This is a genomic window from Tsukamurella sp. DT100, assembly GCF_049844855.1.
GTDB lineage: Bacteria > Actinomycetota > Actinomycetes > Mycobacteriales > Mycobacteriaceae > Tsukamurella.
In genome coordinates this window covers 98,221-113,687 of record NZ_JBNCLV010000001.1, presented here as the reverse complement: position 1 = coordinate 113,687, position 15,467 = coordinate 98,221, and the positions used below count along the sequence as shown (strand labels likewise).

Below are 15,467 nucleotides of genomic sequence, written 5' to 3'. Positions count from 1 at the left end.
GATCAGTACTTGCCGAAGGCGAGCGCCACGTCGTGGCCGCCGAAGCCGAACGAGTTGTTCAGCGCGTACTTGTAGTCGCCCTTGCGCGCCTCGCCGTGCACCACGTCGAGCTCGATCTCGGGGTCCTGGTTGTCCAGGTTGAGGGTCGGCGGGATGATGCCGTCGCGCAGCGACAGCACGGTCAGCGCGGCCTCGAGGGCACCCACGGCGCCGATGGAGTGGCCCAGCGCGCCCTTGGGGGCGTAGATCGCCGCGTCGGTGCCGACGACCGCGTTGATGGCCTTGGCCTCGGCGGTGTCGCCGATCGGGGTCGCGGTGGCGTGCGCGTTGATGTAGTCGATGTCCTCGCGCTTGAGGCCGGCCGTCTCCATGGCGCGCTTCATGGCGCGAGCGGCGCCGCCGCCCTCCACGTCGGGGGAGACCATGTGGTAGCCGTCGGAGGTGATGCCGGCGCCGAGCAGGCGCGCGATGGGCTTCGCGCCGCGGGCGAGGGCGTGCTCCTCGGTCTCGATGATCATCAGGCACTGCGCCTCGCCGAAGACGAAGCCGTCGCGGTCCTTGTCGAACGGACGCGAGGCGTGCAGCGGATCGTCGTTGCGGGTCGAGAGGGCGCGCATCATGGCGAACGGGGCGATGACGGGGCTGTCGATCTTGCCCTCGATGCCGCCGCAGACCGCGATGTCGGCGTCGCCCATGACGATCTGGCGCCAGGCGTGGGCGATGGCCTCGTTGCCGGTCGAGCAGGCCGAGACGGGGGCGATGGCGCCGGCGCGGGCGCCGATCTCCAGTGCCGAGACGGCGCAGGCGCCGTTCGGCATGGCCATCTGCACGGTGAACGGCGAGACCTTGCGGACGCCGTGATCGCGCAGCGCGTCGACGGCCTCGACCATCGACTCGCCGCCGCCGAGACCGGTGCCGACGACCGCCGCGAGGCGGTTGTGGTCGACGTCGGGGCGGCCGGCGTTGTCCCACAGGCGCTTGGTGATGACGTGCGCGGCCTGCTCCACGTAGGACATGCGGCGCTTGCTGACGTGCTGCTTGCTGATGTCGCCCGCGTACTTGCGGTCGGGGCGCTCGGGGACCTCGGAGGTGGGGTCCTCGAGGAGCTGGCCGCCGAAGCGGACCGGGAGGTCGGCGATGTCGACGCCGATGAAATCGCCCTTGAGCTCGCGAATGCCGCTCTTGCCGGCCAGGAGGCCCGCCCACGTGGACTCGGTGTCGGTGCCGATCGAGGTGGTCATCTCGATCGCGGTGACCACGACGTTGGGGAACTGTCCACCGAGCGTGCTGAAACTCCGGATGTCTGCCATGCCCTCTATGAAACAGGATCGGACCGCCCAACCGGCTGTCCTCAGGTGAGAACTTCACCCCCGTGTCTTGTGGGATCGTCACGAACCGTTCGGTTCACCCCTGTTCCAGGCCGTGTGACGGCAGTCACGACCCCGATCGCGATCAGGAAACAGAGCGCGGTGAAGGGCAGGTTCCCGACGGGGTCACCGGCCGCCGTCACACCGTCCTTCGCGCCGAAGAAGGCGGGGAGCGCCGTCGCCCACAGCAGGGCGAAGACCGCCAGGTACGCCACCGCGTAGGCCTGGACCTGGCGGTTGCGGTGCGCCGGGATCGACGGCGCGCCGGCCCCGGGGGCCAGGCACCGTCGGATCGCGTACAGGGCGGCCCCGGCCATCAGGGCCAGCTCCAGGGCGTAGACGGTGCCGCGCACCGAATCGCCCGCCAGGCCCAGGATCGTGGCGGGAAGGGGCAGGACGAACGTGCCGACGGAGGCCGCGAGCCCGATCACGACGGTGCGCCACACCAGCTGCGGCCCGGTGAACCGCGCGCCCGCGTCGACGTGCCGCCCGACCATGAACTGCACGCACAGCGCCAGCGACATCGGCCACAGCGCCGCGAACACGACCACCGAGCCCATCGGGACCGAGGCGAAGAACGGCAGGTTGATGGGATTCTCCGGCGCCCACTCCCACCAGCGCAGCTGCGGGCCGAGGTGGTCGAAGATCTCGTAGAAGGCGCCGTGCACCAGCCCGACGGTGCACGCACCGAGGACGATCCCGCACCGTCGGAAGACGCCGAGCATGCGGACGATCTCGAACGACATCGTCGCCATCATCGGGTAGATCGCCACGATGTACAGCGGCAGCCGGCCCCACAGGAACTCGACCGTGAAGAGGTTGTGCGCGAACATCGTGTCCACGTAGCCGTCGATGCCGAAGGCGCCGGGGAAGTAGAGCGGCGGCTCGATGACGAACAGGTACGCGGTCGCGCCGAACCACACCGCCAGGTTCGTCGCGTCGCCGGCGCGCCACCGCCGGAAGGCGTGGACCAGCATGAGGATCGAGCCGGCGATGATCGTCAGCTCCAGTACCGGCAGCGTCCAGTTCTCCAGCTCGAACGGGCTGCGGACGGAGACGAGCCCGCCGGTGTCGTCGCAGGTGAAGCCCATCCGGCGCGCGAGCGCGTCGAAGGTCGGCGTGCACAGATCCATCGGTCAGGCCCCGATCGCCGCGTCCGAGGCGTACCAGCGCGTGCAATCGACGCCGCTGTCGTAGCGGCGCAGCCACTCGCCGGCGAGAACCGGCAGGTTCTCGTGCGCCGGATCGTGCAGCGGCATCTGGCTGCGGATGATGCCCTTCATCGCGACGGCCTGCTCGGCCTTCGGCAGCACGTCGAAGGCGCGCGGCATGGCGCCCTTCGTCAGGTGCGGAGCCACCGCGACCAGCATCTTCTGCTTGAGCCGGTACCGGCCGAACATCGACAGGGCGTCGACCTTCCGGTCCCTGAGCGGCACATGCTGGTTGAATCCCGCGCACGCGATCCGGATCACCTTGAGCACGTGCGCGAAGATCGACGGCGCCATCCGCATCCGGTACACCTCGCTGCCCACGATCGCGTTGTAGATGATCAGCGCGGAGCTGCGGTGCTCCACCTCCTCCACGAAGTGCCACAGGAACATCGATGCCACCCGGTCGTCGCCGGGCCGGAACAGCGCCGCCTCGTTGTCGAGCATGAGCTTGAAGACGGGGGTGAACGTCGCCTCCAGGTCGGCGGTGTACGCGAGCCGGTAGTCGGCGGAGGTCGCCTCGGTGAGCAGGTCGAACTCGCCGATCACCGCGTCGAGGGTGTTCTCCAGGCCGGGGTACTGGGCGATCAGGGCCTGGACGTGCCGACGGTGCGCGGTCGAGTGGTGCCCCTCCTGCTGCATGAAGGCCGTCGCCTCCGCGGCGACCTCGGGGTCGGCGAACTCCTTGCGCAGCTGCAGGATCAGCTTGACGATCATCTTCTCGAAGCCGACGGCGAGGAAGCTGACCGCGTTCATCATCGACGAGAAGGCGGGGTTGTCCGGGTTCCACAGGAAGGGCACGGGCGCCTCATCGAAGTGGAAGTCCATCTTGCGGGGGTGCAGGTCCGTCATGGACCGAACATACACATAGAACACGTTCTGTATGTTGATAACGCGCGAAGCTGTAGCCTGGGGCGATGGCACGCAGGGGATGGGGTGGTTCGCCGCCCGCCGGCGACGAGGAGGCCGCCGCGCGCATCGTTGCCGCCGCTGTCGAGCTCATCGGTGAGCGCGGCACCACGTCGATCGCGGAGGTCGCCGACGCGCTCGGCGTGATCCGGCAGACGGTCTACCGGTACTTTCCGACGGTCGACGCCCTGCTCCAGGCCGCGGCCGTCCAGGCCGTCGGCGCCTTCCTCGACCGGCTCGCCGCGCACCTGCGCGGCATCGGTGATCCGGCCGAAGCGGTCGTCGAGGGCATCGTCTTCACCCTCGATCAGGTGCCGCGCGCCCCGCATCTGCGGCTCATGCTGGCGGGGGAGCACTCGCACGCCGAGGCGATCGCCTCCGGTCAGGCCATGGCGTTCGGGATGACCATGATCCAACGCTTCGACGTCGACTGGCCTGCCCACGGCTACGACGAGCAGCGGCTGCGTGAGCTCGTCGAATTCCAACTGCGCATCATGCAGTCCTTCTTCATCTCCCCTGGCGACCCGCCTCGCACGCAGGACGAACTGCGCGCGTACCTGCAGCGCTGGGTGGCCCCCGCGGTCCTCGACCTGCGCTGCAACCCCGCTGCAACTCTTGACTCGTAGTGTTCCAGATCACACCGACAAGACCCGTCGGTGAAACACGCCGATCCGATTCCGGAAACACGCCGGGAACAGGATCGACCGTGATCAGGAAGGCCCACATGAGTAACGAGCGCCAGGCGCCGAACCAGCTCCACCACGACGGGGTGGACGCCACCATCGAGTCCGACGACTACCTCGCCAAACGCACCCTCCGGTCGGGTTCCGCCGGCTGGGTGCTGCTGGCGGGACTGGGCGTGAGCTACGTGATCTCCGGCGACTACGCCGGCTGGAACAACGGGCTCGCGCAGGGCGGCTGGGCGGCCTCGCCATCGCCGCGGTCGTCATCGCCGGGATGTACCTCGCGATGGTGCTCGGCATGGCAGAGATGTCCTCGGCACTGCCCGCGGCCGGTGGCGGCTACACCTTCGCCCGCCGCGCGATGGGGCCCTGGGGCGGTTACGCCACCGGCATCGCGATCCTCATCGAGTACTCCATCGCGCCCGCCGCGATCGCCACGTTCATCGGCGCTTATGTGCAATCCCTGAACCTGTTCGGGATCACCGACGGCTGGTGGGTGTACCTGTTCGTCTACGCGCTCTTCATCGGCATCCACCTCACCGGCGCGGGCGAGGCGCTCAAGGCGATGTTCGTCATCACCGCGATCGCCCTGGTCGGCCTCGTGATCTTCGCGGTCTTCGCCATCGGGAAGTTCGACGCCCACAACCTCACCGACATCGCGGTCACCGACGCCGCGGGCGCCTCGAGCTGGCTTCCGCACGGCTACCTCGGCATCTGGGCAGCCGTGCCCTTCGCGATCTGGTTCTTCCTCGCCATCGAGGGCGTCCCGCTCGCCGCGGAGGAGGCGCGCGAGCCCGAGAAGAACGTGCCGCGCGGCATCATCGTCGCGATGCTCATCCTGGTGGTCACCGGCGCGACGGTCTTCCTGCTCGCACCCGGCGCCGTCGGCGCCAACGCCATGGCCGCGTCGGGCAACCCGCTCGTGGAAGCACTGGGTGACGGTACCGCCGCGAAGGTGGTCAACTACATCGGCCTCGCCGGCCTGGTCGCGAGCTTCTTCTCCATCATGTACGCCTACTCGCGCCAGACCTTCGCGCTCTCGCGCGCCGGCTACCTGCCGAAGAGCCTCTCGGTCACCAACGCCCGCAAGGCGCCGGTGCTCGCGCTGATCGTCCCCGGCGTCATCGGCTTCGCCCTGTCGCTCACGGGCGAGGGCGCGATGCTCCTCAACATGGCCGTCTTCGGCGCCGCCGTCAGCTACGTGCTCATGATGATCAGCCACATCGTGCTGCGCCGCCGCGAGCCCGACATGCCGCGCCCGTACCGCACGCCCGGCGGCATCGTGACCACCTCGTTCGCGCTCGTCATCGCGTGCATCGCCGTCGTCGCGACGTTCCTCGTCGACCCGACGGCGGCCGGCCTGACCCTCGCGGCGTTCGCTGCCTTCCTCGTCTACTTCGGCGTGTACAGCCGCCATCACCTGGTGGCCAACTCGCCCGACGAGGAGTTCGCCGCCCTCGCCGACGCCGAACGGGACCTGAAGTGAGGCGGATCCGCGCGGCCGTCACCGCCGTCGCCCTCCTGGCGCTCGCCCCGATCGCGGCCTGCACGACGAACGACGCGCAGGACAAGGCCGCCGAGTGCCGCACCCTGGCCCCGGACGCGGGCTGGTACGGCGACAACCACGACCGCCTCCAGAAGCTGATCGCCGAGCGCGGCCACTGCGGCACCGGCCACGACGGCGCCGCCCCGGTCGCCCTGTTCGACTGGGACAACACAGTGGTGCGCAACGACATCGGCTCCGCGACCGCTTACTGGATGATCCGCACCGGCAAGATTCGGCAGCCGGCGAACGGCGACTGGCGCACGACCAGCCGCTACCTGGTCCCCGAGGCGGCGCAGGCGCTCGCGGAGGCGTGCCCGACCGCGCTCGCGGCCCCGGGCGCCCCGCTGCCCACCGACCGCGACACCCGCTGTGCCGACGCTCTCGTCGCGGTGGTCGACGATGCCGAGATCGGCGGGAAGCCCGCCTTCGCCGGCTTCGACCATCGCCGCATGGAGCCCGCGTACGCATGGGTGGTCCAGCTCATGGCCGGCTACACCGAGGCCGAGATCGAGGACTTCGCGAAGACCGCCCGCACCGAGGCGCTGGCCGCTCCCGAGGGCGCGAAGCAGCGGGTCGGCACCACCGAGGTCGCCGCTTGGGTCCGCTACTACAGCCAGATCAAAGACCTCATCGGGACGCTCGCCGCCAACGGCTTCGACGTCCGGATCATCTCCGCGTCGGCGCAGCCGGTGGTCCGGGCCTGGGCGCCCGAGGTGGGCCTCGCCCCGGACAAGCTGATCGGCATCCGCCCCGTCGTCGCGGACGGGAAGATCGCCCCGCATCTGCGCGGCTGCGGAGACGTCCCCGACGGCGACGACTCGATGATCAACTACATCGACGGCAAGCGCTGCCTGGTCAACCAGGAGGTCCTGGGCATCACCGGGGCGGCGGCCTGGCAGCAGGCGCCCGCGGACCGTCGGCAGGTGCTCTCCGCCGGCGACTCGGTCACCGACATCACTTTCCTCGGCGACGCGACCGGCCTGCGCCTGGTGATCAACCGCAACGTCCCCGAGCTCATGTGCACGGCGTACGCCGACGCGGACGGCAAGTGGCTGGTGAACCCCATGTTCATCGAGCCCAAGCCGCAGGCGAAGCCCTACGCGTGCGCGACCGCGGGCACCGACGCCGCCGGGGCGAAGGTGCCGGTCCGCGGCCCCGACGGCGCCCCGCTGGGCTCCGTCGCGGATACCGTCTACTAGAAGCCACCTCTCGAACGGAGCAATCATGATCCGCAGCCAATCCGTGCGCGGGGAGACCTTCACCTTCACCTCGATGGCCGACCTGCTGGCCAAGGCCACGCCGCTGCGCTCCGGCGACCAGCTCGCCGGCTGCGCGGCGGCCTCCGACGCCGAGCGGGCCGCCGCGAAGTGGTCCCTCGCCGACGTCCCGCTCACGGCACTCCTCGAGGAGCTCGTCGTGCCGTACGAGTCCGACGAGGTCACGCGCCTCATCATCGACAGCCACGACCGGGCGGCCTTCGCGCCGATCGCGCACCTCACCGTCGGAGACCTCCGGGACCTCCTCCTGCGGATCTCCGTGGCCGACGATGCCGGTGCCCGGCTCGCCGCGCTCGGCCCGGCCCTCACCCCGGAGATGGTGGCGGCGGTGAGCAAGCTGATGCGCAACCAGGACCTCATCGCCGTGGCACGGGCGGTCCGCGTGACCGCCGGCTTCCGCACCACCGTCGGGCTGCCGGGCACGCTCGCGACCCGCCTGCAGCCGAACCACCCGACCGACGATCCGCGGGGGATCGCCGCCGCCACCCTCGACGGCCTGCTGCTCGGCTGCGGCGACGCGGTGATCGGCATCAACCCCGCCACCGACTCGCCGCACGCGACGTCCGACCTGCTGCACCTGCTCGACGAGGTGCGCACCCGCTTCGACATCCCGACCCAGTCGTGCGTGCTCAGCCACGTCACCACCACGCTCGGGCTCATCGAGCAGGGCGCGCCCGTGGACCTGGTGTTCCAGTCGATCGCCGGCACGGAGGGCGCGAACTCCGCGTTCGGCGTGACGATCTCGCTGTTGGACGAGGCGAACGCCGCGGCGCGCGAGCTGGGTCGCGGCACCGTCGGGAACAACGTCATGTACCTGGAGACCGGGCAGGGTTCGGCGCTCTCGTCCGGCACGCACCTCGGCACCGACGGCGCGCCCGTCGACCAGCAGACCCTCGAGACCCGGGCCTACGCCGTGGCTCGGCACTTGGACCCGCTGCTGGTCAACACCGTGGTCGGCTTCATCGGTCCCGAGTACCTCTACGACGGCAAGCAGATCACCCGCGCCGGCCTCGAGGACCACTTCTGCGGCAAGCTCCTGGGCCTGCCGATGGGCGTCGACGTGTGTTACACCAACCACGCCGAGGCCGACCAGGACGACATGGACGACCTGCTCACGCTGCTCGCCGTCGCGGGGGTGTCGTTCGTCATCACGGTGCCCGGCGCCGACGACGTGATGCTCGGCTACCAGTCGCTCGCCTTCCACGACGCGCTCTACGTGCGCCGGGCGCTCGGGCTGCGGCCCGCGCCGGAGTTCGACGCCTGGCTGGCACGGCAGGGCATGACCGACGAGGCCGGCGGCCTGCGCGACGTGGCCGTCGAGGCGTCGCCGCTGCGCGAGCTCGCGGCGGGGGTCTCGCGGTGAGCGCGCCCCAGCGGTCCGACGAGCCGTTCTGGGACGCCCTGCGCACGACGACCCAGTCGCGGATCGGGCTGGGGCGCACCGGCGATGCGCTGCCCACGCGCCGCGTCCTCGAGTTCGCCGCCGCCCACGCCGCGGCACGCGACGCCGTCCACCAACCCCTCGACGCCGACGACCTCGTCGCCCGCGCCCGCGACCTGGGGCTCGGCGTCCCCGTCGTCGTGACGAGCCGCGCCGCCGACCGCGGCGAGTACCTGCGTCGGCCCGACTTGGGCCGGGAGCCCGCCGACCTGTCCGGCCTCGGTCCGCTGCCCGACGGTGCCGCCGACGTCGCGCTCGTCCTCGCGGACGGGCTCTCGCCCCGCGCGCTCACCGACCACGGCGTCGCGCTGGCCGCGGCGATCCTCGACGCCCTCCCACCCGACGTGATCGTCGCGCCGCCGGTCGTCGCGACGCAGTCGCGCGTCGCGCTGGGGGATTACGTCGCGCGGGCGCTCGGGGTGCGCACTCTGCTCGTGCTCATCGGCGAGCGGCCGGGCCTGTCCGTCGCCGACAGCCTCGGCATCTACCTGACGCACCGCGCCGACCCCGAGGACTTCGGGGCCGGCGTCACCGACGCGCACCGCAACTGCATCTCCAACATCCACCCGCCCGAGGGCCTCGGCTACGCGGACGCCGCCCGCATCGCGGCCGGTCTGGTCGTGGGGGCCCGGCGTCTCGGCCGGTCCGGCGTCGACCTCAAGGACACCTCCCGTGCGGAACTGGAAGGCGCTGACCTGCGCGGACTAGACTGAGCGCAGCAGCGGCGAAGGAGAATCGATGATCGGCAAGCGGATCCAGGACAACATCGAGGCGGTCACCAAGATCGCGGCGGACTCGGTCCGCAAGTCCGGCGAGATCGTCGAGGGCGCGGGCGAGGTGCTCAAGGGCGACCTGAAGGGCGGCATCAGCCGGATGGCCACCAGCGCGGCGGACATCGCGACGGAGGCGACCGTGGAGGGCGTCAAGCTGGCGAGCGAGAACCTCGACACGGCGCGCGAGGCGTCGGATGGAGTCGCCGACAGGGTGACCCGCAAGGACTGATCACTGCGCGGTCCGGCGGTACCCGCCGGGCGTGAATCCGAGGACCTTGCGGAAGTCCCGCACCAGGTGCGACTGGTCGGCGTAGCCCAGCTCGGCGGCGATGTCGGCCACCGCGGTGCCCGGCTCCGTGCTCAGCAGGTGCGCCGCGTGCTGCAGCCGGCGGCGGTGGATCAGCGCGAGGGGAGTGAGCCCGACGAATCGCCGGGTGAGGCGCTGCGCGGTCCGCGGTGAGACCCCGATCGTGGCCGCCGCGTCCTCGACGGTGAGGATCTCCTCGTCCTCCTCGATGGCCACGACCAGGCGATTGGCGAGCTCGGCGTCGTCGGACACCGTCGGAACCCGTGCGGTGAGCCAGGATTCGACCGCGACGCACGCGCCTGCGAGGTCCCCGCGGCGCATCGCCGCGGCGACGGCCTCTTGCAACTCCGGAGCGTCGACGGCGGGATAGGCGTCCAGGATTGCGCGCGCGTCGTCGGTGACCGCCGGCGTCGCCGCGGGCCGCAGCAGCGCGCCGACGGCCCAGCCGGTGCCGACGAGGTCGCGGTGCGAGCGCTCCGTGGTCGCGCCCGCGAGCCCGACGAGGTCGGGCTCGACCACGAGGTTGAGGGCGGGGAAGGCCAGCACGTCCTGCCGGGACGTGCGGCCGGGTGCGATCTCCCACTGGGAGATCCAGAACCACCGCACCAGCGGGTCCGCAGCGGGGGAGGCCGCCCGGCGCTCGAAGGTGGGCAGCTGTGCCGGGTAGAGGATGCCGCGGGGGTTCACGGATCGATCGTAGGCCCGAGGTCTGTCGCGAATGTTCAATCGACGGGGCGGCCGCCGCTCGTAGCGTTACCGGCATGACAGAGAACATCACCGCCGCGAGCGGCGCACACACCACCGACGGCGTCCCGCACTCCTTCTCCTCGCTGACGCCCTTCCTCGCGATCCCGAACGCCAAGGCGGCCATCGACTTCTACACCTCGGTCTTCGGGGCCCGCTCGCTCGGCGTCACCGAGATGGGCGGCGTCGTCGTCCACGCCGAACTCGACTTCGGGAATGGGCGACTCCAGCTCGGCGAGCCCAACCCGCAGTTCGGCCTCGTCCCCATGCCCGACGGTGACGCCGACTGCTACTCGCTGGGGCTGTACTGCAGCAGCGTCGACGACGTGGTCGCGCGCGCCGAGGCCGCGGGCGCGACGGTCCGGGAGCCGGTGGCGAACTTCGTCTCCGGCGACCGGTTCGCCAGCATCCGCGACCCGTTCGGAGTGCGCTGGTCGATCTTGACCCGCGTCGAGGACCTCAGCGACGAGGAGAGCGCCGCCCGTGTCGAGGAGTGGGCCGCGGCGCAGGCCTGACGTCAGTCCGCGACCTGCGCGGGAATCGGGTCGAGGGGCCGGGGCGGCGACTGCGGCATCGTCTGGAATCGGACGTCGGCCGAGCCCGACGGGGCGGCGTTCGCGTCGTTCGGACCCAGCCACTTGAACCGGATGGTGATCTGGCCGGGCCCATTGCTGCCGACGACCGAGGTGAAGGCGTCGCCCTTCGGCGTCGGGGTACCGGCGAACTTCTTGTGGTCGAAGAGCAGGATCTGCACGGGCGAGCTGCCGGTGCCGCGGTCCGTGTCGAGGCGCACCCAGTTCAGGGTGCAGTCGACGGAGCCGCCCATGCCGGTCACGCGCCAGGGGACGCCGGGCATCGGCGGTGCGATCGAGCGGATCGCGCCGTCGATGCGGTCCTGCGGGAGCTCGGGGCAGGCGATCGGCGAGGCACCGGCGGCGCCCGTCCCGGCGACGACCGATCCGGCGACGGAGGCGGCGGCCGCTGCGGAGAGGGCGAGGGCGATCAGAGGCTTGCGCATGGCTTCGGTCCTTCCATGACGGGAGGTCGACGCGGGCTCCATCGACGGGCACTGCTTGTATCGGGTAACGATCACTCGACGTTACCCCGCGGGCGTCACTAACCTTGATGCCATGAGCGAGGAACAGGGCAGCTACGTCACCGAGAACAAGCCGTACGAGCGCGACACCCGGTACATCGAGACCCGCATCACCCGCGACGGGCGCGACGGCTATCCCGTGGAGCCGGGCCGGTACCGCCTGGTCGCCTCGTACGCCTGCCCGTGGGCCACCCGCACCATCATCGTGCGGCGGCTGCTGGGCCTCGAGGACGCGATCTCCCTCGGCATCGCCGGCCCCACGCACGACAAGCGGTCGTGGACCTTCGACCTCGACCCCGGCGGCCTCGATCCGGTGCTGCAGATCCCGCGTCTGCAGGATGCCTATTTCGCGCGCGTCCCCGACTACCCGAAGGGCATCACGGTGCCTGCGATCGTCGACGTGCCGACAGGTGCCGTCGTCACGAACGACTTCCCGCAGATCACGATCGACTTCTCGCTCGAGTGGACGGATTTCCACCGACCCGGCGCGCCGCAGCTCTACCCGGAGGACCTGCGCGGCGAGATCGACGAGGTGAACAAGCTGGTCTACCGCGACGTCAACAACGGCGTCTACCGATGCGGCTTCGCCGGCTCGCAGGAGTCCTACGACGCCGCGTACGACCAGCTCTTCTCCCGGCTCGACTGGCTCTCCGAGCGCCTCGCCACGCAGCGGTACCTGGTGGGCGACACCATCACCGAAGCCGACGTGCGCCTGTTCACCACGCTGGCCCGGTTCGACCCGGTGTACCACGGCCACTTCAAGTGCAATCGGGAGAAGCTCAGCGAGATGCCCGTGCTGTGGGCGTACGCGCGCGATCTGTTCCAGACCCCGGGGTTCGGCGACTCGACGCACTTCGACCACATCAAGCGGCACTACTACGAGGTGCACCGCGACATCAACCCGTCGGGCATCGTGCCGAAGGGGCCGGACCTGCAGAACTGGTTCACCCCGCACGGCCGGGAGGCGCTGGGCGGCAGCCCCTTCGGCGCCGGAACCGCGCCCGCACCGCTACCGATCCCCGCCGGCTGAGACCGCGGCGCACGGGTAGTCGGAGTAGCCCTCCGCGGTACGGCCGTAGAGCACGTCCTCGCGGATCGCCGACAACGGCAGGGCTCGCCGGATCCGTTCCACCAGGTCGGGTTTGGCGATGAACGCGCGGCCGAAGGAGACCAGGTCGGCACCGTCGGCCAGTGCCCGCTCGGCGGCGGGCGCCGACGTGGGAACACGGTTCTCGCCCACGTTCGCGATGACGGTGCCGTCGAAACGCGGTCGCAGGTCCGCCAGCGCGGGGTAGTCGTCGTTGTCGGTCAGGTGCAGGTACATCAGGCCGCGGCGGTTCAGCTCGTCGACGAGGCCGCGGTACAGCTCGGCGGGATCGCGCTCGATCATGGAGAACTGCGGGTTCCCGGGCGAGAGCCGGACGGCCGTGCGCTCGGCGCCGATGGCGTCGGTCACGGCGTCGACCACTTCGAGCGGGAAGCGCATCCGGTTCGCGACCGATCCGCCGTAGCGGTCGTCGCGCAGGTTCGTGTTGTCCGCGAGGAACTGGTGGACCAGGTAACTGTTGGCGCCGTGCAGCTCGACGCCGTCGAAGCCCGCCGCCACGGCCCGCCGCGCGGAGGCCGCGTACTGCTCGACCGCGGCCTCGATCTCGGCGATCGACATCGCTGCGGGGCGCGGCCACGTCGCCTTGGAGCCGTCGAGCAGGTGCAGCACGTCGCCGTCGGGCACCGCCGACGGTCCGGCGGGCACCGAACCGTCGATCCGGGCGGCGGGGTGACCCTTGCGCCCGCCGTGCATGAGCTGCGCGACGATGCGGCCGCCCTCGGCGTGCACGGCGTCGACGACTCGGGCCCACGCGCGCTCGTGACGGTCCGTCGCGAGCCCGGGTACCCGGGCTTCGCTCTGCCCGGAGGAGTGGGGCCACATGCCCTCGGTGATGATCAGGCCCGCGCCGGCCCGTTGGCGGTAGTAGTCGGCGACGTCCGCGGTCGGGGAGCCGTCGGGCTCGGACCGCAGGCGCGTCATCGGCGCCATGACGATGCGATTCGGGAGGTCGAGGGTTCGACTGCGGTAGGGCGTGAGGAGTGACATGTCCGTACGCTAGAACCTGACACTGATGTGAGGGGCAAGCGATGCGGATCGGCGAACTCGCGGAGCGCACCGGGGTGAGCGTGCGCTCGCTGCGGTACTACGAGGAGAAGGGCCTGCTCGCGTCGACGCGGACCGCGGCCGGGCAGCGCGTCTATCCCGAGCGGGCCGTCGACCGGGTGGTGCGCATCCAGGAGCTGTTCGCCGCCGGGCTCGCGAGCGGCGTGATCGCCCAGCTGCTGCCGTGCATCCACGACGAGGACGGATCGCCGAACGCGACCGCGACGCCCTGGCTCGCCGCCACCCTGCGCGCGGAGCGCGACCGGATCGATGAGGGCATCCGCGACCTGCAGCGGGCGCGGGAGGTGCTCGACGAGGTGATCGACACCGCCGGTTCCGTCACCGATCCCCGTGCCGCCGCAGGAAATCGATGACGACCGTCGCGGTCCGCTCGGGCTCCTGCTCCGCCGGGTAATGGCCGGAGTCGTCCAGCACCACGCCGCGGACGTCGGCCGCCACCGGCCGTAGGCCCTCCGCGACCGCGGCGCCCATCGCGTACCGTCCGCCGACGGCCAGTACCGGCGTCCGGATCGGGTCGGCGCGCAGTGCCGCGATGTCGGCGAGATCGTCCGCCCGGGTGCGGTAGTGCGCGAGCCCCGCGACGTGGACGTCGGTGGGGCGGTACGCATCGACGTACGCGCCCAGGACCGCAGGATCGAGTCCGGCGGGTCCGGCGCTCTGCTGCAGGAAGGCGCCGTAGAAGTCGTCCTCCCGCCCGGGGACGAGGCTCTCGGCCAGGCCCGGCGCGCGGTTGAACGCGCCGTGCCAGTCCGGATAGTGCTCGCGCCCCGGCGATGGGACCGCCACGTCGATCCCGGGCAGGATCTCCTCCTCGACGACGAGCGCGGCGACGATCTCGGGCGCCGAGGCCGCCAGGTGCACCGCGACCGTCCCGCCCCAGTCGTGGCCGATCACCGCGCACTGCGCGATCCCGTCCGCGGCGAGCCGATCCCGCACCCGCGCCGCCAGCGCGCTCTTCCGGAAGTCGCCCGTTCCGTCGTCGCCGGACCCGAGGCCGGGCAGCGTGATCGGGAGCGGTTCGAACCCGGCGTCTCTCAGCCGCGGGGTCAGGTGTCGCCAGTGCAGGTCGGTGACGGGCCAGCCGTGGAGCAGGACGACCGGCAGGCCGCCGGTCACGGCGTCGCCCCCGCGAGGTGCGCGGCGGCGAGATCCGCGACCGCGAAGTCCCGCTCCCGCTCCTCGGCCTCATCGTCCTCGTCGAACCACGCGGCCGACAGCCCCGCGAAGGCGAGCACCCACCGCAGCAGGCGTTCCCGAGGCAGTCGCGCCTCTGCAGCGATCACGTCGAGCCGCCGGGCGAAGCGGACCGGATCCGCCGCGGTCGGCAGGTCCGGGTTGGTCAGCAGGTTGGCGTAGTCGTAGCCGCGCTCGCCGACGACGCACTTCGGGTCGATCGCGAGCCAGCCGCGATCGCCGAAGTCGAGCACGTTGTCGTGGTGCACGTCGCCGTGCAGGACCACCTCGTCGCGCGGGTCCGCGAGGAGGGCGTCCGCCGCCGCCCAGGACCGGGAGTACCGCGGGTCGTCGCCACGGACCGCCGCGAGCGAGGAGAACCAGTCCCGCAGGGGGACCAACTCGGTCGCGGGGGCTCCGGGGCGCGGCCGGTGCAGGTGCTCGACGGTGACGCACAGGATCCGGGTGGCCTCGTCGTCCCGGCCCTCCAGCGCCATCGCCATGAGATCGCCGGTGCCCGTCGCCCGCTCCATCAGCACGGTGTCGCCCTCGTCCGCGAAGACCTCCGCGGCCCCGTCGCCGCCCCACCAGCGGAGCACCGCGGCGCCGGCGCGCTCCTCAGGGGTGTTGGCGCGCTTGAGCATCGCGGCGCGGCCCCGCCACCGCACCGGCAGCAGATCGCTGCCGGGGGTGGCGAAGGGCGCACCGTCGGGGGAGAGGTCCCAGCGTTCGAGGGGCCCGCGCCACGCATCGAGGGGTTGCACAGCATC

The 15,467-nt window shown here is 71.4% G+C and carries 16 protein-coding genes and 1 pseudogene; 9 read left to right on the top strand and 8 right to left on the bottom strand.

The features are described from left to right. Positions 1-2: 2 nt before the first annotated feature. The 3 genes from ACLQ3K_RS00560 to ACLQ3K_RS00550 are packed head-to-tail and all read right to left on the bottom strand — an operon-like array spanning position 3 to position 3,427. The gene (locus ACLQ3K_RS00560; protein WP_224650933.1) at positions 3-1,310 is read right to left on the bottom strand and encodes a KasA/KasB family beta-ketoacyl-ACP synthase; all 1,308 of its coding nucleotides are present in this window, start codon (positions 1,308-1,310) and stop codon (positions 3-5) included. A 41-nt stretch (positions 1,311-1,351) separates the two neighbouring features. Further along, positions 1,352-2,500, bottom strand: a complete 1,149-nt coding sequence (locus tag ACLQ3K_RS00555) for a hypothetical protein (RefSeq protein ID WP_425996205.1) — start codon at positions 2,498-2,500, stop codon at positions 1,352-1,354. A gap of 3 nt (positions 2,501-2,503) precedes the next feature. After that, positions 2,504-3,427 (bottom strand): metal-dependent hydrolase, encoded by a 924-nt coding sequence (locus tag ACLQ3K_RS00550; RefSeq protein WP_425996203.1) that lies wholly within the window; start codon positions 3,425-3,427, stop codon positions 2,504-2,506. Between the two features lie 65 nt (positions 3,428-3,492). Between ACLQ3K_RS00550 and ACLQ3K_RS00545 the strand changes: the two genes are divergently transcribed. The 6 genes and pseudogenes from ACLQ3K_RS00545 to ACLQ3K_RS00520 all read left to right on the top strand — a co-directional run bounded on the left by ACLQ3K_RS00545 (position 3,493) and on the right by ACLQ3K_RS00520 (position 9,433). After that, positions 3,493-4,110, top strand: a complete 618-nt coding sequence (locus tag ACLQ3K_RS00545) for a TetR/AcrR family transcriptional regulator (protein ID WP_425996201.1) — start codon at positions 3,493-3,495, stop codon at positions 4,108-4,110. Between the two features lie 98 nt (positions 4,111-4,208). Next, a pseudogene (eat, locus tag ACLQ3K_RS00540) lies at positions 4,209-5,653 on the top strand (ethanolamine permease). Next, positions 5,650-6,912, top strand: coding sequence for a haloacid dehalogenase-like hydrolase (locus ACLQ3K_RS00535; RefSeq protein WP_336671770.1), 1,263 nt, complete (start codon positions 5,650-5,652; stop codon positions 6,910-6,912). The pseudogene eat and the gene ACLQ3K_RS00535 overlap by 4 nt, the downstream one beginning before the upstream one ends. Positions 6,913-6,937: 25 nt before the next feature. After that, the gene (locus ACLQ3K_RS00530) at positions 6,938-8,353 is read left to right on the top strand and encodes an ethanolamine ammonia-lyase subunit EutB (protein WP_336671769.1); all 1,416 of its coding nucleotides are present in this window, start codon (positions 6,938-6,940) and stop codon (positions 8,351-8,353) included. Continuing rightward, entirely contained in the window at positions 8,350-9,144 is a 795-nt protein-coding gene (gene eutC / locus ACLQ3K_RS00525) for an ethanolamine ammonia-lyase subunit EutC (protein ID WP_425996198.1), read from the top strand. The genes ACLQ3K_RS00530 and eutC overlap by 4 nt, the downstream gene beginning before the upstream one ends. 25 nt (positions 9,145-9,169) lie before the next feature. Then, positions 9,170-9,433: a hypothetical protein gene (locus ACLQ3K_RS00520; RefSeq protein ID WP_425996196.1), complete on the top strand. Its 264-nt coding sequence runs from the start codon at positions 9,170-9,172 to the stop codon at positions 9,431-9,433. On the opposite strand, the gene ACLQ3K_RS00515 is transcribed toward ACLQ3K_RS00520, so the two are convergent. Beyond that, the gene (locus tag ACLQ3K_RS00515) at positions 9,434-10,198 is read right to left on the bottom strand and encodes a helix-turn-helix transcriptional regulator (RefSeq protein WP_425996194.1); all 765 of its coding nucleotides are present in this window, start codon (positions 10,196-10,198) and stop codon (positions 9,434-9,436) included. It lies immediately after the preceding gene. Between the two features lie 74 nt (positions 10,199-10,272). Between ACLQ3K_RS00515 and ACLQ3K_RS00510 the strand changes: the two genes are divergently transcribed. Continuing rightward, positions 10,273-10,770 carry a VOC family protein gene (locus tag ACLQ3K_RS00510; protein ID WP_425996192.1) on the top strand — a complete coding sequence of 166 codons (498 nt, stop codon included), beginning with the start codon at positions 10,273-10,275 and terminating at the stop codon, positions 10,768-10,770. A 2-nt stretch (positions 10,771-10,772) separates the two neighbouring features. On the opposite strand, the gene ACLQ3K_RS00505 is transcribed toward ACLQ3K_RS00510, so the two are convergent. After that, positions 10,773-11,273, bottom strand: coding sequence for an LppP/LprE family lipoprotein (locus tag ACLQ3K_RS00505; protein WP_425996190.1), 501 nt, complete (start codon positions 11,271-11,273; stop codon positions 10,773-10,775). A gap of 112 nt (positions 11,274-11,385) precedes the next feature. On the opposite strand from ACLQ3K_RS00505, the gene ACLQ3K_RS00500 reads away from it, so the two are divergent. Further along, positions 11,386-12,381 carry a glutathione S-transferase family protein gene (locus ACLQ3K_RS00500; RefSeq protein ID WP_224650895.1) on the top strand — a complete coding sequence of 332 codons (996 nt, stop codon included), beginning with the start codon at positions 11,386-11,388 and terminating at the stop codon, positions 12,379-12,381. Here ACLQ3K_RS00500 and ACLQ3K_RS00495 read toward each other — a convergent pair. Continuing rightward, complete coding sequence (locus ACLQ3K_RS00495; RefSeq protein ID WP_425996188.1) at positions 12,361-13,446, bottom strand: alkene reductase; 1,086 nt, start codon at positions 13,444-13,446, stop codon at positions 12,361-12,363. The two genes, ACLQ3K_RS00500 and ACLQ3K_RS00495, sit on opposite strands and share 21 nt — an antisense overlap. A gap of 41 nt (positions 13,447-13,487) precedes the next feature. Between ACLQ3K_RS00495 and ACLQ3K_RS00490 the strand changes: the two genes are divergently transcribed. After that, positions 13,488-13,877 (top strand): MerR family transcriptional regulator, encoded by a 390-nt coding sequence (locus ACLQ3K_RS00490; protein WP_425996186.1) that lies wholly within the window; start codon positions 13,488-13,490, stop codon positions 13,875-13,877. Here ACLQ3K_RS00490 and ACLQ3K_RS00485 read toward each other — a convergent pair. Together ACLQ3K_RS00485 and ACLQ3K_RS00480 are read right to left on the bottom strand one after the other, a co-directional pair. After that, positions 13,843-14,640: an alpha/beta fold hydrolase gene (locus tag ACLQ3K_RS00485; RefSeq protein WP_425996184.1), complete on the bottom strand. Its 798-nt coding sequence runs from the start codon at positions 14,638-14,640 to the stop codon at positions 13,843-13,845. The two genes, ACLQ3K_RS00490 and ACLQ3K_RS00485, sit on opposite strands and share 35 nt — an antisense overlap. Next, positions 14,637-15,461: an aminoglycoside phosphotransferase family protein gene (locus ACLQ3K_RS00480; protein ID WP_425996182.1), complete on the bottom strand. Its 825-nt coding sequence runs from the start codon at positions 15,459-15,461 to the stop codon at positions 14,637-14,639. Before ACLQ3K_RS00480 ends, ACLQ3K_RS00485 begins: the two co-directional genes overlap by 4 nt. Between the last annotated feature and the right edge of the window lie 6 nt (positions 15,462-15,467).